The sequence below is a fragment of the Pleurocapsa sp. FMAR1 genome, from assembly GCF_963665995.1.
Lineage (GTDB): Bacteria > Cyanobacteriota > Cyanobacteriia > Cyanobacteriales > Xenococcaceae > Waterburya.
The window spans coordinates 5,374,356-5,393,649 of the sequence record NZ_OY762512.1 but is presented as its reverse complement, the minus strand read 5'-3'; the positions used below and the strand labels follow the sequence as shown (position 1 = coordinate 5,393,649).

The 19,294-nt window shown below is 40.1% G+C and carries 16 protein-coding genes and 4 pseudogenes; 11 read left to right on the top strand and 9 right to left on the bottom strand.

Annotated features, from left to right (window positions below; all coding sequences use genetic code 11):
• Positions 1–16: 16 nt before the first annotated feature.
• Positions 17–769, bottom strand: coding sequence for a GntR family transcriptional regulator (locus tag SLP02_RS26165; RefSeq protein WP_319423612.1), 753 nt, complete (start codon positions 767–769; stop codon positions 17–19).
• A 102-nt stretch (positions 770–871) separates the two neighbouring features.
• On the opposite strand from SLP02_RS26165, the gene SLP02_RS26160 reads away from it, so the two are divergent.
• Positions 872–1,792: a fatty acid desaturase family protein gene (locus SLP02_RS26160; RefSeq protein ID WP_319423611.1), complete on the top strand. Its 921-nt coding sequence runs from the start codon at positions 872–874 to the stop codon at positions 1,790–1,792.
• Between the two features lie 254 nt (positions 1,793–2,046).
• Here the strand turns inward: SLP02_RS26160 and SLP02_RS26155 are convergent, their stop codons facing one another.
• The 3 genes from SLP02_RS26155 to SLP02_RS26145 form a co-directional block, all read right to left on the bottom strand.
• Positions 2,047–2,790: a hypothetical protein gene (locus tag SLP02_RS26155; protein ID WP_319423610.1), complete on the bottom strand. Its 744-nt coding sequence runs from the start codon at positions 2,788–2,790 to the stop codon at positions 2,047–2,049.
• Between the two features lie 129 nt (positions 2,791–2,919).
• Positions 2,920–3,171 (bottom strand): Txe/YoeB family addiction module toxin, encoded by a 252-nt coding sequence (locus tag SLP02_RS26150; protein WP_319423609.1) that lies wholly within the window; start codon positions 3,169–3,171, stop codon positions 2,920–2,922.
• On the bottom strand, positions 3,155–3,415 hold the full coding sequence (locus tag SLP02_RS26145) for a type II toxin-antitoxin system Phd/YefM family antitoxin (protein WP_319423608.1): 261 nt from the start codon (positions 3,413–3,415) through the stop codon (positions 3,155–3,157). The genes SLP02_RS26150 and SLP02_RS26145 overlap by 17 nt, the downstream gene beginning before the upstream one ends.
• Before the next feature lie 69 nt (positions 3,416–3,484).
• On the opposite strand from SLP02_RS26145, the gene SLP02_RS26140 reads away from it, so the two are divergent.
• From SLP02_RS26140 to SLP02_RS26125, 4 genes are all read left to right on the top strand, one after another.
• Positions 3,485–4,501 carry an alpha/beta fold hydrolase gene (locus SLP02_RS26140; protein WP_319423607.1) on the top strand — a complete coding sequence of 339 codons (1,017 nt, stop codon included), beginning with the start codon at positions 3,485–3,487 and terminating at the stop codon, positions 4,499–4,501.
• Between the two features lie 82 nt (positions 4,502–4,583).
• The gene (locus SLP02_RS26135) at positions 4,584–5,393 is read left to right on the top strand and encodes a hypothetical protein (RefSeq protein WP_319423606.1); all 810 of its coding nucleotides are present in this window, start codon (positions 4,584–4,586) and stop codon (positions 5,391–5,393) included.
• A gap of 378 nt (positions 5,394–5,771) precedes the next feature.
• Positions 5,772–6,227 (top strand): DUF1499 domain-containing protein, encoded by a 456-nt coding sequence (locus SLP02_RS26130; RefSeq protein ID WP_319423605.1) that lies wholly within the window; start codon positions 5,772–5,774, stop codon positions 6,225–6,227.
• A gap of 27 nt (positions 6,228–6,254) precedes the next feature.
• A complete protein-coding gene (locus SLP02_RS26125) occupies positions 6,255–8,516 on the top strand; it encodes an FUSC family protein (RefSeq protein ID WP_319423604.1) in 2,262 nt (753 codons plus the stop codon).
• Here SLP02_RS26125 and SLP02_RS26970 read toward each other — a convergent pair.
• Positions 8,488–8,676, bottom strand: a pseudogene (locus SLP02_RS26970) (hypothetical protein); the annotation flags it as partial. The gene SLP02_RS26125 and the pseudogene SLP02_RS26970 sit on opposite strands and share 29 nt — an antisense overlap.
• A gap of 358 nt (positions 8,677–9,034) precedes the next feature.
• Between SLP02_RS26970 and SLP02_RS26115 the strand changes: the two are divergent.
• The 6 genes and pseudogenes from SLP02_RS26115 to SLP02_RS26090 form a co-directional block, all read left to right on the top strand.
• Positions 9,035–9,985 carry an N-acetylmuramoyl-L-alanine amidase gene (locus SLP02_RS26115; protein WP_319423603.1) on the top strand — a complete coding sequence of 317 codons (951 nt, stop codon included), beginning with the start codon at positions 9,035–9,037 and terminating at the stop codon, positions 9,983–9,985.
• A gap of 152 nt (positions 9,986–10,137) precedes the next feature.
• A complete protein-coding gene (glyA, locus tag SLP02_RS26110; RefSeq protein WP_319423602.1) occupies positions 10,138–11,427 on the top strand; it encodes a serine hydroxymethyltransferase in 1,290 nt (429 codons plus the stop codon).
• Between the two features lie 114 nt (positions 11,428–11,541).
• Complete coding sequence (locus SLP02_RS26105) at positions 11,542–12,600, top strand: glycosyltransferase family 4 protein (protein ID WP_413467436.1); 1,059 nt, start codon at positions 11,542–11,544, stop codon at positions 12,598–12,600.
• 135 nt (positions 12,601–12,735) lie between these two features.
• Entirely contained in the window at positions 12,736–13,986 is a 1,251-nt protein-coding gene (locus SLP02_RS26100; RefSeq protein WP_319423600.1) for a competence/damage-inducible protein A, read from the top strand.
• Between the two features lie 768 nt (positions 13,987–14,754).
• Positions 14,755–14,898: pseudogene (locus tag SLP02_RS26095) on the top strand (IS1 family transposase); the annotation flags it as partial.
• Positions 14,899–15,393: 495 nt separating this feature from the next.
• A pseudogene (locus SLP02_RS26090) lies at positions 15,394–15,666 on the top strand (IS1 family transposase); the annotation flags it as partial.
• 684 nt (positions 15,667–16,350) lie between these two features.
• Here SLP02_RS26090 and SLP02_RS26085 read toward each other — a convergent pair.
• From SLP02_RS26085 to SLP02_RS26965, 4 genes and pseudogenes are all read right to left on the bottom strand, one after another.
• Positions 16,351–16,551, bottom strand: coding sequence for a hypothetical protein (locus SLP02_RS26085; RefSeq protein ID WP_319423599.1), 201 nt, complete (start codon positions 16,549–16,551; stop codon positions 16,351–16,353).
• A 435-nt stretch (positions 16,552–16,986) separates the two neighbouring features.
• Complete coding sequence (locus SLP02_RS26080; protein WP_319423598.1) at positions 16,987–17,151, bottom strand: hypothetical protein; 165 nt, start codon at positions 17,149–17,151, stop codon at positions 16,987–16,989.
• 104 nt (positions 17,152–17,255) lie between these two features.
• Positions 17,256–18,110, bottom strand: coding sequence for a phosphate/phosphite/phosphonate ABC transporter substrate-binding protein (locus tag SLP02_RS26075; RefSeq protein ID WP_319423597.1), 855 nt, complete (start codon positions 18,108–18,110; stop codon positions 17,256–17,258).
• Between the two features lie 510 nt (positions 18,111–18,620).
• Positions 18,621–18,944 (bottom strand): annotated as a pseudogene (locus SLP02_RS26965) (hypothetical protein); the annotation flags it as partial.
• Between the last annotated feature and the right edge of the window lie 350 nt (positions 18,945–19,294).

Below are 19,294 nucleotides of genomic sequence, written 5' to 3'. Positions count from 1 at the left end.
CTTAAGAATCTTGCAGTCACTTACGATTCAAACCCTTGGTGAGGTTGAGTTGATTAACTGCATAGCAAAAGCGATCGCCTCTAGAAATTGTTTCTCCATGAACTATCGGGCGATTCTGGGTTGTATAAGCAGTGTGGCGATAAACTAGCAAAGGATGACCTAAAGGTACATCTAAATATTCACTCAGTTCGAGATTAGCATTGGTACATTCGATAATTGCAGCAACACGCTCGATGGGATAATCATGGCGTTCTAAAATCGGAAAGGTCATGTTTTGTTTTAACTCTGTGGCGAACTTGTGACCTATTTCTGGCAAAATGTAGGTAATATCAACGCCTCCAGGCACTTTATCCGTTAGCAGCAGTTTTTTTTGGAGGTAAGCAGTGGGATTGTTTCGAGGTAATTGCAGTATTTTTTGAACTTTTGTTGAGGTGGTAACAAGCTCAAAGGTTATGTTTTGCAAGGATAGTTCAATTCCTTTGTCTGTTAGGTCATTTTGCAGAAACGTTAGCGGATTAGAGAGAGTATAAGCTACTTTGCGTTGCTCATTAACAAATACTCCTTTTCCTTGATAAGTGGTCACTAAACCTTGTTGAACTAAATTAGCGATCGCTCTTCTAATTGTAATTCGGCTGACTTCCCATTCTTCGATTAACTTTCTTTCACTAGGTAATTTATTCCCTGGTAAATAACTACCATCGATAATCTGCTGGTGTATTTGTTCGGAAATATTTAAATGAAGTGGTATCTGCTTTGGCGATCTTGACAAACTTATTTATTTGGTCACATTAGTTACCAAATTATTATAACAAGTTGCTATATTTGTGTTAATCTAAAACTTGTTATAATAAGTGAGCGACCGAGTTAAAACATGAACAGTCAAGCCACAATCAAATCAGTATCACCCGCCCGTAAGCCAAAACAAATCTTAGACCCTTCAGAATTAAAGACCTTAAATACTCGTTCTAATTGGCGAGGATTAATTCAATTTGCAGGACATATCTGCGTGATGTTTGGTAGTGGGTATTTGTGGACAACGGCAGATAATTTGTTAATTAAAGTACCAGCTTTAATTATCTACGGCTTTACTTTTGCTGTCATGTTTGCACCTTTACATGAAAGTTCTCATCGCACAGCTTTCGCTAACAATCGCCTCAACGATAGTGTTGCTTGGATAGCGGGACTCTTATCTTTTTATAACAGTGATTTTTATCGTCGCTATCATAAATGGCATCATCGCTATGCTCAAGTTAATGGAAAAGACCCCGAATTAGACGATCCCAAACCTAGTAACTTTAAAGAGTATTTAATCGAACTAAGTGGTTTTAACTGGTGGGTTGGAAAGTTTAAAAGCCATTATAAACTAGCCACAGGTCAGCTAGAAGATTATTTCTACATCGCTGAAGATGCGCGAGATGAGGTGATCAGATCTACACGTTTACAACTAGCGGTTTATGGAATTGCGATCGCTATCTCGATAATATTCCATCAACCTTGGTTTTTTACCCTTTGGTTATTTCCCTTAGCTGTAGGACAACCAATTGTACGCTCTATCTTGTTAGCCGAACATACAGGATGCACTAATGATGCAAATCCTTTAACTAACACTCGCACTACTTTAACTTGGCTTCCCTTGATGGCGTGGAACATTCCCTTCCATGCTGAACACCACCTTTATCCTTCGATTCCCTTTCATGCTTTACCCCAAGCGCATCAACAGTTAAAAGATCATTTTGAAGTAGTCGAGAATGGTTATGCAAAAGTGCATCGGGACATCATGACCTCTTTTTAATCGGCTTAGTATATAAATGAACAAATAAATAGCGATCGAGTAATTATCTAGATCGATAAATGGAAAAGCGATCGCTATTTAATTATTATTTAAAAGACTGTTTTAAAGTTTTCTAATCCATTCAAGGTCTATTATTTTTTATTCAAATAACCTTCTTTTATTAGAAAAGCTCTTAAAGCTGTAGGGAAATCAGGATATTTGCCTACTTCTTCTTCTCCTTGATAAATTTCTAATCCCCAGTCAGAAGTGCGATCTTAATTAGCTAGCATAAATTTCCAACCTTCTTCATATTCTCCTAACAGGATTTTTTCGGCTACATATCCAGCTAAAATGCCATTTACTTGATAACCTTCTTTTTTAGATTCTAGAAATGCTTGATACATTTGCCAAGCAGTTGATTTGAGTTCTTGAGAATATTGACGGGTAACATTTTTAAATTCACCGTTATTGAAACTTAAAATTAGAGATGGAGGAAAAGAACCTGCATAACTACTAAACGTATAGAGAAAAGCGTTATCTGCCGTTAAAAATTCAATTTTTTCATCTCCGTTTAAATCTTTGAATTCTCCACCCCCAGAATTTAAATCGCCTGTTTTTATCTCAAAAAACTGATGTTTTTGCCAAGTATAAATCCTAAAACTAGTGCAGCAATGCGCTCCTCCACTGTTAGTAGAAATAATTACTTCATGAATATTGTTTCCATCCAAATCTTTTAATAAAATATTACTGTTATTAAAAGTAAAAGCTTTTTGCTCCCTCTTTTCTACGTCATTATAAAAAATACGATAATAGAGGTTTTTATCCTCAAAAGAATCTCCTTGCTCTAAATTAAAAGGTTTATAATTGACTAAAACTTTAACTGCACCCATAGTAAGTTCTCTGTCTTCAAAAGCAGGAGTTTCATAGTCAATGTTAATCTGTGTTTGAGCCTGGGCTGGATTAACTCCAGCTAAAATAGCTGAGGACAAAATAGTTAAAAATATAGATGAGTTAAGCATAAGAAATGAACCATATAAATTTGTCATCAAAGATTTTTCTTGGTAATGCAGAACAATATTAACAGAAGCAATAATAATATATAAAACCTATAGGGCATTAAATAGCGATCGCATATTATTTTATTCGACCTAATGCGACCAAACAGAAACCACTTTTACTATTTTATTTTCTTCATCTATCGAATAAACTAGACGATGCTGAATGTTAATACGTCGAGAATAATAACCATGCAAATCACCAGAAAGTTTTTTGCATGGTGGTAGATACGGATTTTGCTTAAGAACTTCAATTAATTGATTAACATTAGTAGCTAAATTGGCAGCTCGTAATTTTTTACCATCTTTTAAAGCCTTACGAGAAAACTTAATCGTCCAAGCCATTTAACTTATCCATAAATTCTGCTTCTGATGCCCATTCATCATTTTCAGCTTGCTTTATGGACTCGACCATTCCTGGTATAGATTGCAAATATAATGTTTCTTGTATGCTTTCCCAATCATCTTTAGAGATTAATATTCCATCACCTTTACGAGAGGTAATAATACAAGGTTTGCTTTCTCGATTAACTTGTTCTAATAACTTAAATAGATTTGCTCTAGCCTGACTCGCACTATGAATATCCATAATCAATTTCTACTCGTACTAATTATTGTACGTCTTTAAATTTAAAATTACTCACCGCCTCAAAGCAACATGAATCAAAATACAAATTATTTCGCGATCGCAGATTTTTCCCTGCAATGCGAAAAAGTACTATCCGAAGCAACAATAGTATACAAAACTTATGGGGAATTAAATAGCGATCGCACTAACGTTATTCTATATCCCACATCTTATGGGGCAAACCATAAAGATATCGAATGGTTAATTAGTTCTGACAGTATTCTCGATCCAAGTCAGTATTTTATTATCATTGCTAATATGTTTGGCAATGGCTTATCTAGTTCTCCTAGCAACGATCAAGCCTGTGGTTTAGCAGAATTAGGATTTTGGTTTACTCATCTTGATAATGTTCGCGCTCAAAAACAGCTACTAGACAGTTTGGGAATTGAGAAACTAGCTTTAGTCTATGGTTGGTCGATGGGGGCGCAACAGGCTTATCATTGGGGTGCGCTATATCCTGAATACGTCGAACGAATTGCTGCTTTATGCGCTACAGCACGGACAACAGATCACAACAAGATTTTTTTGCAAAGTTTACGCACGGCACTAACCGCAGATCCTGCTTGGAATGGTACTTTATTTGAAGATATCCCAGATCGCGGGTTCAAAGCTTTTTCCCGCATCTACGCAAGTTGGGCAGCATCTCAAGCTTACTATCGCCAGGGACTTTATTATCAGTTTGGTTATGAGTCTCTAGAAGATTATTTAGTCAGAGGTTGGGAAGCCAATTATCGTCAACGCGATCCTCACGATTTATTAGCAATGATTGATACTTGGTTGCATTGCGATGTTAGTAATAATCCAACTTATCAAGGAGATTATCAACAGGCACTAAAGGCTATTACGGCTAAAACTTTAGTCATGCCCGGTGCAACAGATTTATACTTTACTCCTGAAGACTGTAAAGCGGAAGCTGATTTAATTCCTAATGCTAAATATCTGCCAATTCCTTCTATTTGGGGACATCGGGCGGGAAATCCCTATCAGAATCCTGAAGATGAAATGTTTATTAAAAAAGCTGTACGGGAATTTTTGCTTGAGAAATAGACAATTTAATAATTCGATCTAATAATCTTTAGAAAGTTCAATAATTATATTTGTATAAAGTATTGACCTAGAAAAGCAATTATTGTTTGCTGTATATATTTATTATTATTTTGCTGCTTATAATCTAATGCACTATGGATATCCTCAAAAATACCCCACATATACAAGTTTTACCTCATATATTAATTCTGATAACTCATTACACATCGCACAAACAATTACCAATCTATTAACACAAGAAAGAGGTTATTATTTACTGCCTAGACTTCCATACTTAGCAATCAACATTGAAAAGCTGGATAGACGTTATTGGAGCGCTCGACCACCTTTGTTAATAGTAGCTTTAGCTTCTGGAAGAAATGGTTGGGCAGTAGTTCGGACTTACCCTAATGAATGGTTGTTTTTACGAGCTAATAGCATTCGTCCAAGACTCTCAGATATATCAATAAAGTTAAAATGCAATGCCTTTTATTATAGAGTAATACATGATGCTGATAATTTATTGATGGAAGTCAATTCAAAAGGTGATTTTAAATTCAATTTCAATAGGTTTCCTCAATTTTCTTTGATCGACGTGCCAGAATCATTTTTTAAAACAATGGAAATAGCTAAAGAAAAACCTAATGGTGGATATTTTTATAGAGACGAATGTAGCGGAGAATTAATTACTATTAAATTGGCGGAATTAATAAATTCCTACCAAGATCGATGGGATGGAGACGATCTATATTATATGGTCTATCAAAATGCTAAACGACTAAAAGCAATGAATATCAAACTTTTATATTTTCTTCCTCCAGATGATTATCTTCGTACTCTTCCTCGCTATAATGACGAGCCAGACGATCACTATGATTTACTGCAAGGTCATTGGTACGAATCACCATTCTAAATCATTGGAAATCAATAATGAAATTGAGAACGCCGTTTTTTATTGTTTGGGATTTTGAATTTAATTTTACTTAAGAAGAGTATTAACGGTAATTTTTATACTAGACCTCTTGCATGAATAAAAGATTAATTATTTTGCCCTGTCTTGGTGCGCGTTCCTTGGCTGCTGTTTCAGCAGCAGGGTCGCACGGCTTTAACCCTTACCCTTTTACCTCTCGATCAAGAAGTCTAGTCTATATGGGTCATTTTACTAGCCATAATTTGACAGTAACCTGTTTTCCTTCACCTAATCAAATTATTTCTTTTGTGTAAATCCTACTAATAAAAATTAAGAATCAATCTATAGTGAAAGAGTAATTCTTTAAAGAGTAAATTGATTGTGTCTCGTTTTATCTCAATTATCATTGGTATTATTATTACCCTATCTAGCAGTCTAATATTTACTGCCTCGGCTGTTGCAGCTATTGGCTTAGATAATGGTCATTTAGCTGCTTGTCCTAGTTCGCCTAATTGTGTTGTTAGTCAAGATGGGGATGAAAAACACGCAGTTGAGCCTATTACTTATAAAAGCGATCGCGCTACGGCTAAAGAAACTTTATTAAAAGTCTTGTCAGTTGTACCCCGCACTGAAGTTATTGAAGATACAGATAACTATATTTATGCTGAATCTACCAGCCGTATTTTTAAATTTGTCGATGATGCCGAATTTTATTTTCCTGAAGACGAAAATATAATTCAAGTAAGATCTGCTTCACGGGTAGGAGAATCAGATTTAGGAGTTAACCGCCGACGTATCGAGCAAATTCGCTTAGCAATGCAAGATCTAGGCGTTTAATATGACTATGGAAATTTCTGCCTAGCTATGCCTTATCAAAATCAATATCTTCTTAACTGGTTGCAGCAGCAGTTTCAAATCAGTCTAGGCAAGCCCGATTTCATTCGTGGAGCTTGGATGCTTTTAGTATTGAGTGGTCCGCTTGCAGTCGGTTTTTTTCTAGGTCAGCCAAAGATCAGTGCCATCCCAACAATCGCCGCTTTCTTGGTTGAGATAGTCCCTGTAAGCGGAGCTTATCGGCATCAAGTTACAGCAAGAGGGATTGCAACAGTCGGTATCACCCTTGCCTTGCTAATCGCCAATTTGGTGAGCGGTAGCTTTTGGCTAGCTATCATAACCACATTCGTGGTTATTTTTTTGCTTGCTTTAGCTAGTCTGTTTGGATCGGCAATGACAAGCGCTAGCTTTGCTACTTCGATAATGTTTGTTATTGCCTTGGCTAGATTCTCTTCATTTCCCAATCTAACTGCGGTACTCGAACAATGCTTGTTTTGCTTTACTGGTGGACTGTGGGCAATGGCATTATCTTCAGCTTTATGGATAGTGCGTCCACACACACCTGTGGTGCAGGCTGTCGCCGATTGCTACCTGACTTTAAGCAAGCTGGCTCATTTGGTAGGTGAAAAAACATCCCGTTCACCAAAGCAAGAAGACTGGATTGAACAATTCTGGCAAGCCCAAGATGCAGTAACTCAAAACTTAGCTTCTGCCCGTAGTATTTGGACATCGATTTGGACTAGGGAAAAAGCAGAAAGCCCTAGAGGAAATCAACTACTAGCATCAATTGAAGGCGCTAACCAAACTATCAATTCTTTAGTTGCTGTAGTAGAACTCAAGGCGATCGCCTTACAAAATCCCTTATTCAATCATTTACAGCCAGAAACAGAGCAGGTAATAGAGCAAGTTGCCATCAGTTTACAAAGATTTTCGACTGCCCTCAAGAAAAACCGAAACTTTATACCTTTAGAAGATTTGCAACGAAGCATAAAAGCCTTAGAGTATCAATGGCAAAGATTACGCAATCGGGTTTACGAGCAAACGATTGAAATTCAAGCTGATGAATATGCAAGTTTAGTCAATCTGCGCAAAATAGTAACAAGCCTAGTCGAATTAGCCCAGCAAATTCAGGCTGATGCCAAAATTGCCACAGATTTGACCTTAAGCTACGGCAGGTCAAAGAGATTCTTCTCAACACCAGAACCTATCTCTTGGTTAGATACAATTAAAAGCAACTTCACTTTTCGCTCGGTTACTCTACGTCATGCTTTGCGCCTAGCAGTAGTGGTAACCATTGCCCAGTTAATTGCCAATGTATCACCCATACCTAAAGGCTATTGGATTACCCTGACAGCCATGATTGCCCTAAAGCCTAACTTTGGAGGAACGTTTCAAAGGACAGTACAAAGAGTTTTAGGCACTGTTGTCGGCGGTATGATCGGCATTAGTTTAGCGTTGGCGATCCACAATCCTCTAGAGATTGCCCTAACAATTTTGCTACTGATGTTTACCGCTGTATCTTTACGTTCTCTTAGCTACAGCCTTTTTATTACGCTGCTGACACCTATAATTATCCTGCTACTAAACACTTTTGGAGTCGGCAACTGGCAACTGGGAATTGCCAGAATTGCTGATAGCCTAATTGGAGGATTATTAGCACTTTTGGGCAGCTATCTACTTTTTCCTAGCTGGGAACGACAACGGCTTCCCGCTCAGTTAGAACAAACCATTCGAGCTAATCTAGCTTATTTTCAAGTTGCAATCGATGAATACTTACACAGAGAAGATCGGACTTCTGAAAGTTCGCTCCCTCGGTTGCGTCATCAGGCAGCCTTAGAAAATGCTAATGCCGAAGCTGCTGCCCAAAGATTATTTAGTGAACCTCGTCATGTTCGAGGAGAGATTGAACCTGTGATAACCCTGATGCTCTATATTCGTAGCTTGTTTATCTCAGTGACTACTTTAACCGAACATAGCAGAAAAGTTAACGGTGTCGATCGGCTTGCCGAGGTCGAACAGCTTACCGAAGCAATCGAGCAGGTATTAGATAATCTAGCCGATACGCTCAATGGAGGACAAAAGCTTCTGCCCCTACCACCCTTAGATGAATATCTTTTGGCTATTAGCGATCGCATCAAGCAGCTACACACCGCACGAATTTCAGAAATTGCCACACATCTCACGGCAACAACTACTTTGCAAGCAGTCCGAACACATACGCCAGTCGCTACTGAGCTAAACCAAATTGTTAGAGCCGTGACGATTATGCATTGCACCATTGATAGAATTTAATAATCAAATAGACCCCCTGCATAAAGGGCGCGATCGCTAAATTCAGCCTATAATTATACAAACCAGCAATCAAATTAAAACGTAATCCGAATCGACGACGACGATTACGATCTGGCTGTGCCAGAATCCGAAAAATCTTCAGACACCGAATAACGTGTTCGACTTTTCTCTTTATTCATGCAAGAGGTCTACTAAAAAAAAATAGGAGCGATCGCCCTCAAGATTTATCAGGGAAATAAGCTATCTCATCAAATTTTATCGCAGCACACCCAAGGACTAAGACAGCCAAAACTTGAGGGGTATATTCAAAAGCTTTTTATCTTATTTAGAAACAGATTATGGGATTGGCTGTTTTGGACTAATTTATTGACTTAATCAGCACGATCGCTCAGAATAGCCGCAAAATTAACTGCCAAAAATGATTTCGGCTTTAGAAAAAGTTCTGCTCAATTTTAGCCAGGACTTTTCTTATTTGCTGCTTTAAGGGAACACTAGCAATAATCATCGTCTTACAATCTATGAAAGCAAACTCATTTTTCTTTTATCTGCGTCATAAGCCAATAATTGTTATTTCAACTGCGATCGCTCTTTTTATAGTGGGATTAAATCAATGGTTACAACACCAAGATAGAATTGCTAATGCTTTTTGTGATGCCAAATACGCTCACCAAGGCTCAAGTCAATGTCTGAGCCAGAATATAAACATAGCCCCCAAAAACATAGCCCCAGAAAACCAACATCCTCTTCAAGCCCCAGAAATAGCCAAGCCAATTTCCCCAGCCAAGAAGGTTCAGCCTCCCCCCAAAGCAAACCCCAATGTGTCTTTAGTCCCAGCTACGTTCAAGACTACTAAAGCTTTTGAAGAATATAAACCTGAATATACAATCGCCATTGCCGATTCTAGCAACTACGGCGATCGCTTTAGCGCTGACGTTTATGATCATCCTCTGCATAATTCAGCGCTCGCTGTGCTGCATGAAACCGTTGGTTCGGCTATGAGTGCTATTAATACTTTTAGAACACCTCATAATGATATTAGTCAGCAAGTTAGTTACCATGCTTTAATTACCCTCGATGGTATGATTATTTATCTTGTCCCATCTGATAAACGGGCTTTTGGGGCAGGAAACTCGGTATTTGAGAGTAGTCAAGGAATTGAAACAGTTAAGACTAATATTGATTTACCGCCATCAGTAAATAATTTTGCCTATCATATATCTTTGGAAACACCACCAGATGGACGCAAAAATCAGCCTAGCCATAGTGGTTATACAGATGCTCAATATAAGGCTTTGGCTTGGCTGTTATCCCTGAGCAACATTCCCGATAACCGCATTACTACCCATAAAAATGTAGATCGATCTGGTCAGAGATTCGATCCTAGAAGCTTTGATTTTGATGAATTTTTTCAGATTTTACATACTTATCGTCAACCAAATGAAAGCAAGGTATCTACCCAAATTAATTGATACCATAGTAAAGTAATGAAACCAAAAAGCGACCAGCTTTGGTAGTAAGCGATCGCTCATCGTTTAGCTATCCTAGAGAGGATGCTGTTAGGAAAACAATAAATTGGCTAGCATAGATTAAAACTTATCAGAACAAATACAGAATTAAAATAGTGACTAAAACAAATTTAGATTTTCTGGCTCAAACCGACCCAGATATTGCGGAAATTATCGATTTAGAATTAAAGCGTCAGCGATCGCACCTGGAGCTAATTGCCAGCGAAAACTTCACCTCTCCCGCAGTTTTGGCAGCCCAGGGTTCGGTCTTAACTAATAAGTATGCCGAAGGCTTACCAGGTAAACGCTACTATGGCGGTTGTGAATTTATCGACCGTGCCGAACAGTTAGCCATAGACCGTGCCAAGCAGCTTTTTGGTGCAGCTATGGCAAACGTTCAACCCCACTCTGGCGCACAGGCGAATTTTGCCGTGTTTCTGACTTTACTAGAGCCTGGAGACACTATCATGGGTATGGACTTGTCCCACGGTGGACATCTAACCCATGGCTCGCCTGTCAACTTTTCAGGAAAATGGTTTAACGTCGTTCAGTATGGCGTAAATAAAGACACAGAACAGCTAGATTTTGAGCAAATAAGAGAATTAGCTCTGGCTGAACGTCCTAAACTGATTATTTGTGGTTATTCTGCCTATTCTCGTACTATAGATTTTGCTAAATTTAGAGCGATCGCTGACGAAATTGGCGCATACTTACTAGCTGATATTGCTCATATTGCTGGTTTAGTGGCTACAGGTCATCACCCCAATCCTGTTCCCCATTGTGACGTAGTTACCACTACCACCCATAAAACTCTTCGAGGACCTAGAGGCGGTCTGATTTTGACTCGCGATCCTGAACTAGGTAAAAAATTAAATAAATCAGTATTCCCTGGTACTCAAGGTGGTCCCCTTGAACACGCAATTGCTGCTAAAGCAGTGGCGTTTGGCGAGGCACTCAAGCCAGAATTTAAAGAGTATTCCGCCCAGGTAATTGCCAATGCGCAAGCAATGGGAGAAGCTTTTAGAGCCAGAAACATCAAGCTAGTGTCTGACGGTACAGACAATCATTTACTTTTACTTGACCTACGTAGTATCGGCATGACAGGCAAAAAAGCAGATGCTTTAGTTAGTCAAATTAATATCACTGCCAACAAAAACACTGTTCCCTTCGATCCTGAGTCTCCTTTTGTAACTAGTGGGCTACGTTTAGGTTCTCCTGCTATGACAACAAGAGGAATGGGGGAGACAGAATTCCAAGAGATTGCTAATATTGTCGCAGACAAATTACTTAGCCCCGAAGACGAGGCTACTCAAAGTGATTGTCTAAATCGAGTAGCAGCATTATGCGATCGCTTTCCTCTTTATCCTTATTTGGAGATTCCTGTACCTACCAAAATTAAAGGTTAAGAAAACGGAAGCGTTATCTTGTTAAAGATTACTCGGTCTACATAAAATCGAGTAATATTTGACGGTTGATCTACTTTGTGCTTTTATTATTAGGTGTTCGAGAACTCCTATCAGATGCCTATGGAACTATATCATCTGATTGCTTTTCTGATTTCTGTAACTTTTGTGTTATGGACTATACCCGACGTTAAAACCTTGGGTTTGAAGTTGGGTATAGTAGATCGACCAAACGCTAGAAAAATTCATAAAGACCCCGTTGTACGTGTTGGAGGGGTTTCAATTTTTGCTGGAACAATGACTGCCTTACTAATTGTTGGGCTTTTAGGCGGATTTTCTGCCTTAGCTCCCCACAAGTTAAATGAAATTAAGGTCGTTATTATTGGTAGCATTCTTTTCTTTGGGATTGGTTTTGCCGATGACCTATTCAATCTCACTCCTATTTCGCGGCTCTTGATGCAAATTGCTGTGGCAACTGGCTGTTGGTATCTGGGAGTTCGCATCGAATTTCTGTCTTTTCCCGTATACTCTTTAATCAAGATTTACTGGCTTAGTCTGCCCATTACCGTAATTTGGTTAGTAGGCATGGCTAATGCGATCAACTGGATTGATGGCGTTGACGGTCTAGCAGCAGGAGTTTCTGGGATTGCTGCCTTTGTGATGCTGGTAGTAACCCTATTTATGAATCAGCCTGCTGCTGCCTTGATTGCTGCTGCTTTGGCGGGAGGGGCTTTGGGTTTTTTGCGCTATAACTTCAATCCTGCTCAAATTTTTATGGGGGATGGGGGAGCATATTTTATGGGCTTTACCCTGGCAGCAGTGGGTATAATTGGTCTGGTTAAGACCACTTTTATCACCGCTGTTGTTTTACCTTATCTAATTTTGGCAGTGCCTATTTTAGATGCGTCGGCGGTAATTCTTTCGCGAATCAGCAAAGGGAAGTCTCCTTTTGTTGCCGATAAAAGCCATTTCCATCACTGGTTGCTCAAATCAGGCATTTCCCAACGTCAAACTGTATTGTTAATTTATACACTGACTTTTTGGGTTGGTAGTTTGGCTTTAGGTTTTTCTAATATCCCTAGTGGCTGGGGCTATGCTATTGGTGCAACAATGTTATTAATTTGGCAGGTTTGGCAAGTTCGGCAAGTTTGGCGATCGCGCCACAGCCATAAATAATAGATAAATATTAAATCTAGGGTGGGCAAATATTTAATTGCAATTTAAGAACACACTTAAAAAATGCTTTTGCCCACCTTACATCTGCTTTTTTAGTTACAAGCATATAGCCTAGTTTTTTAATAAATAAAATCAATGAGCGCGGAAATTATTTGTATTGGTACAGAATTACTTTTAGGCGATATCCTGAATACCAACTGTCAGTATTTAGCTCAGGAGCTAGCCAGTTTAGGTATTCCCCATTACTATCAAACAGTGGTTGGTGATAACGTAGCTCGGATTCACCAAGTATTAGATATTACCTGCGATCGCTCATCTATTTTAATTTTTACTGGTGGTTTAGGACCAACGCCAGATGACTTGACAACAGAGACAATTGCTAGTTTTTTTAATACTCATCTCGTCGAAGATCGGGCAATAATTCAAGACATTAGCAGCAAATTTGCTTTGCTGGGGCGAGAGATGACCCCCAGCAACCGCAAACAGGCGATGGTACCTCAAGGTGCCAAAACTTTGCCTAACCCTACAGGAACAGCCCCAGGTATTATCTGGCAGCCCAAAGATGGCATTACCATTATGACTTTTCCTGGAGTTCCTTCAGAAATGCACCGAATGTGGCACGAAACCGCCGTTCCCTTTCTGAAAAGTCAAGGTTGGGGCAAAGACATCATCTACAGCGAAATGATGCGGTTTCGCGGTATTGGCGAGTCTGCTCTAGCAGAACAGGTAAACCATCTGTTTGAATCTAATAACCCTACAGTTGCTCCTTATGCTGGTAAGGGAGAAGTTCGCCTACGGGTTGCAGCTAAAGCTGCTTCTCAAGCAGAAGCTTTAGCCTTAATTGAGCCTTTAGCCACAGAAATAAAAAATATTGCGGGACTCAATTATTTTGGTAGTAATGAAGAAACTTTAGCTTCTGTAGTCGGGAAACTATTGCAAGCTGCCCAGCAGACTTTAAGCGTTGCCGAATCTTGTACAGGAGGAGGCTTAGGATCTATGCTGACGGATATTCCTGGTAGCTCCAGCTATTTTTGGGGAGGAATAATTGCCTATGCTAACCAGATCAAAGAAGGTTTGTTAAACGTTAATTCTCAGGATTTAGCTAAGTACGGGGCAGTGAGTGAAACTGTTGCCGAGCAAATGGCTTTAGGAGTCAAGCAACAGCTACATACCGATTGGGGAATTAGTATCACTGGTATAGCTGGACCTGGAGGCGATACAACCAACAAACCCGTGGGTTTAGTTTATATCGGTCTTGCCACTCCAGAAAATAAGACTATTATTCAAGAGTATAAGTTTGGTCATCAAAGAGGACGCGAACTAACTCGTTATTTGAGTTCTTGTTCTGCCCTCGATTTATTGCGTAGAACTATGATAAAAAATTAAAAGATTAAACGCTAAAATTAAGCAGATCGAGCAACAAGGCGTTAGACTAAGCCAGGTTGTCACCGATGCTTGCGGCGCGGGTGATGATGAGGCGGGAGAACGGTCGATTGAAGAGATGAAGTTTACCAAGGATGCCATCTTAACTAACGTTGGTAATCCCATAAAGGAAAATAGGAGAGTAATTCTTTACTGGAATTTTGTATATGTCAGAATTAACTTTATCGTGTCCAACTTTTGTTTATCATGTGATCGTCAAAAACGGTAAAATTCGTCATAATCAACACCCTCGACACTTCCTTTAAGTCGGTGAAACCGATGGCGCGTTTTTTGTATGAATATTCACACACGGCAGCTTTTCCAACGGAGTGTCTCGCAAAATTACAAATGCAATGATTGTGGTCTTGACATCCTCTGGGCCTTCAAAGTGCAGAGATTCCTCACCACGCCCACCTAAAAAGAAGGTCGCTGAATGGGGTTAAGGTTCAACATAGATTGCCTGAAACCAGGTCTTATGCCTACTCCCACATTCGTTTAGAGTCTCGGAATGTCCTCTCGCAACTTAAGGATACCGAAAATATTATTTTTTAGATGTCTTTAGGATGACTTATTCATTGCCCATCAACTATTTTCCTATTACTGGTTCAGGCTCGGTTTCACAACTCAATGTTGGTATATCGACTGCAAACAAGGAGTGAAAATTTTAACCACACTTATAATACCATACAAAGCCGTCGTTCTACGACGGGGCTTGTATCCCAATTTTCTGATCAATTTGTTGAAAAGCCTAGATAAAGAAAAATTTCAGAAGATATTAAGCAGCTAATAGATCGACTGCTCTTAGAAAAGATTTCATTAGCAGGAATTGCTGGCGCATTGGAAATCTCTGAACCTTGGCTACAAAACTATATCAATCGCGGCGGCTTTTGAGTAAGAAGATTCTTACTCAAAACGCGCCTAAAAAATACGAGTCAGTTCTTAAACAAGTAAAGATTCGAGCTAAAAAAAAGCGGTGCGACCCCCGCGCATGGTTCAACACCCGTTAGCATTCCCTTGCGCCTGTCGGCGACGCGGGGTCTTGACTCAGTTTGCTCGCCCTCGACAACCAAGGGGTACCCCCCGCAGGTACCTCGCCCTCGACAGTTCCAGAAGACGCGGGGAACCCGCGCAACGGACTCACCTGCGGACGAAGCGTCCTTGGTCGCAACGGGGGGAACCCCCGCAACGGTTTTGCGAGACAGCCTTGCAGGAACGGCGGCTTTTGGGTGAGAAGCTTCCCACTCAAAACGCGCCTTGGCTTTCCCTCCGCAGACGAAGGACTTGTACGCACGTACTGTCGAGGGTGTCACGCAACGGAGGAAACCTCCGCAACGCAACTGTCTCACCGCGTCTTTTTAAGACGAATCGCGAACGCGCACCAAGACAGAGAAATTGACTATTCAATGTAAGAAAATGTGGTCGTTTGTAAGCAATAAAGGTAATCAACAATGGGTTTGGTTATTTTTAGATTTAGAAACCAAGGAAATAGTGGGAGTTTATGTTGGCGATCGCATTCGAGTTAGTGCCAGAAAACTTTGGCTCTCATTAACTCCTGTATATCGACAGTGTACAGTTAGTTACACTGATTTTTGGTCAGCATATGAGCAAGTAATTCCTTCAAAACGTCATAAAGCCGTAGGAAAAGCGGATGCGACCCCCTAAAGGGTTTGCCAGTTCCCTGCAGAGAGTAAGGCGCACTTCCGCAACTGACCCGTCCGCAGAACTGGACTCACCGCGTCGCCGACAGAAGTCAGACCCCCGCGCATGGTTCAACACCCGTTAGCATTCCCTTGCGCCTGTCGGCGACGCGGGGTCTTGACTCAGTTTACTCGCCCTCGACAACCAAGGGGTACCCCCCGCAGGTACCTCGCCCTCGACAGTTCCAGAAGACGCGGGGAACCCCCGCAACGGACTCACCTGCGGACGAAGCGTCCTTGGTCGCAACGGGGGAAACCCCCGCAACGCTTTTGCGAGAAAGCCTTGCAGGAACGGCGGCTTTTGAGTGAGAAGCTTCCCACTCAAAACGCGCCTTGGCTTTCCCTCCGCAGACGAAGGACTTGTACGCACGTACTGTCGAGGGTGTCTCGCAACGGAGGGAACCTCCGCAACGTAACTGTTTCACCGCGTTGGCGTAAGACGCAAGGGAATGCTGACTTAGCAAGACAAAGGCGCACTTCCGCATATACGCGCACCAAGCAGCTGTCTCTACGTGGTTCAACTAGACCATACAACCAAAGGTAATCAAAGCACCATTACTCTATACCAACTGGCTGGATTCCTTTAGCGGTCAGTTTTTTTGCCCAAAGTGTAATTAATCCGATTCGAGTCTTATCCTGACACTAGTATCGAACTCGTTGATATCGTTCCACTTTGTCTCAATTCTGATTTAGAATCTGCTGTAGACGTTGTCCTAGTTTTTTGAAAGCCTTCGACTGCTGCTTCTTTTTGTTGGATGTGAACTGGGCGGGGAACTTTTAATTTAGCATTTAATCGATAGCGTACTAACTGATGTACTCCTATGTAGCTCATTTCTACATCATGCACTATCCGAAGCGCGGACAGCTTTGAATTTCTTTGTAACTAGAGAATCCCTGTTCATCTTCCAATTCCTGTTTCTAGCTTTCTTCAACCTCGGAATCTATTTTTCTGCTTCTACCACTACTTTTTCCCTTTACTAGTAAAGCATTAATCCCTCACGTCCGACAAAGGCTTTAGCCGCATGTGCTTCTTAACCATTTTGATACCGTTGTTCTGTGTTTTCCTATTAGCTTCGCGAACGCATTTTCGCTTTGTACTTGCTCAGCTCACTTTTAAGCCAGTACAAAGTCTGGATTCTTTCTTTTAGCTTTTGGTTCTCAGTTGAGTTTAGGAGATTTTTCAACTCGTTAACTGTTTCTGAGATTTTTATCTTCAGTACTCGGCTCATCTTTTGCTAATCTTACTTTCTCTCTGCTTATATTTTTATCATTCTTTTTTGTATTTCGTATTATGAGCTTCTGCTTCTTCTGCAATATGGCGTTCATAAGTTTTTAATCCATCTGTATAAAATTTAGTAATTCCAAATGGTTTTAGTTGATTTCTTCTTTTAAGATATCGCCCTTTTAACCACAAAATTACAACACTACCCATGGTGCGAGGAATGATCGTATTCTACATTTTTTTTGCATTACGTTTAGTTACTAGTTAATTACTTTTGCTAACGGTATCCGTATGTCGGCTGTACCTTTAGTAACTTATTTGTGCGCGATATTTAAATCCGAGGCAATCGCTCTAACTCGCTGAACCACTGATATTGTGTATTCATAATTCGGTACTGGCGCGTTTGGAACATAGCTTGCTTTCTGAACCACATCGGGAGGTGCATTCCTCATAACTTCGATGATTCGATCTTGGTAAGTCCGATCTACAGTCGGTGCGAGCAAAATGGAACTGGGAGGAACTGTGTGAGAGTCAGTATAAAAGACTCTAAACTTTGTCTGGCTAAATTGTGAGCTGTAAAGATTGAATTCTTTGGTAGAAAGTGCCCCCGCAGTTACCTTTTTTCGAGCAACCCATTCAAGAATGGTTTTGGGTGTTGGTGCGAGTAAGACTTCGGCAAGGGTTAAACCGTAAAGATTATAAATTGGGAAATAATACCCCGTAATCGAGCCAACTTGACCCAAGGCAATAGTTTTTTCCTCCAATTGCCTCAATTCCCGAATTGAGCTATCATTACGAACGACAAAAATAGAGCGGAGATTAGTTACGTCCTCCTGCATGGGAAAAAGAGGAAGGTACTGAAAATCGGCAATGGCTATTGCTGCTACTCCAGGAGGTGCAAAGACCAAAGACCAAGCTTGGCTCTGAATGCGATCCAACGCTTTGCGCTCATTGAAAGTTGGCTCGATTTCAATATGTGCTTTTAATATCGAACTTAAGTAGCGATTAAAACTTGTATAGCGGTTGATAAGTTGTTCGTCTTGGTCATAATCAATGACACCAATAACCAAAGGAACGGTGTTTTTTTGTGCCGATTTGCAGGCACCAACCGCCAAAGATAAAATTATAGATTGAAGAAAGAACGAGCGACGTGAGAGATGTAAAGGCATCGATTTGAGAAGACAAGTGTTTTAGTTCGAGTTGTTTCGATTTACTTTACTTTTTTTTCAATTATCGCACATTATATTGGCTTTTTAGTGAGGCGATTAAGTAATTCCTTTTCCTCGTCAGTAATCGGAGTAGTGTTGCAAAAAGGCAAGATAAGAGTGGGAAAGAAGAGACAACCCTCAAATTACCCCTATTGTGTCACCTTTTGAGAATCAAACTATAATAAAAAAAGTTGCTGTTAGTTGTGAGGTAGACAGGGTAATGGATGTAGAATTACAGATTCAAAACATTTAAAGCGATCGCCCAAAACGACAGTTTCCGTAATCGATCAATATTGCTCTGCTGATCATAACCTATTTTCTGCTCTGTCCTTTACCTATAAGTTTACACTATTATGGTCAGAAGAATGTAGCAATTTCCAAGTAGAAGCGATATGATGTAATCTTTGTAATCCTCGCCCAAGAGTTCGGCGTTGCTCAATAAGCAGTGGATTAAGTAGGAATAGGTACTCTTCAAAATCTTAAATAATGCATTAATAATCTAATAGAATACTTGAGCATTTAACTTGATTTTAAGTAACATAAAGTTGAGCGATGCAGCCGAGCTTAACTTTATGTCTCAACAACGTGGTTGGATAAGAGTCGCCAAAACATCAGCATCCCCGACGCTAAATCTCGTATTTTCACCTACATACGGCTAACTATGAGCCTTAATACTCTGGTTTACTGAGTTTTGGGCAAAACTTGATGTTTTTTTGCGGGAATATAAATAGCATAAATACAGTACCCATCTGTAAAATATTTTCGACGCTCCCAAATTTTAATTCCTTGCCAGACTGGCATCGAGGACATTTCAGATTAATCAAAAGAGTTTGTTCAACTCTTTCTTTTTAACAAATCCACTCTCTATTCAGCAACGTTAAGACATTGGCGGTACTGAGCTACGCTCAGATATATCCGCCTCGTTTATAGTGTAGGACTTATCTTCCCCCAAACCCCCGAAGTTAATTATACGCGCAGCTTTATTTTTTGTTCCGTTGCTATGGGATCGCCATATAGTCAATTGTTCCTGAGAGAAAAGCCTATATGTATATATGGGCTTTTCTTTCGCTCTCTAAAAATTTAAGCGATAACTTTTTAATTTTAATTAATACGTAAGTCTAATTGCATTAGCTAGAAAATTGCTT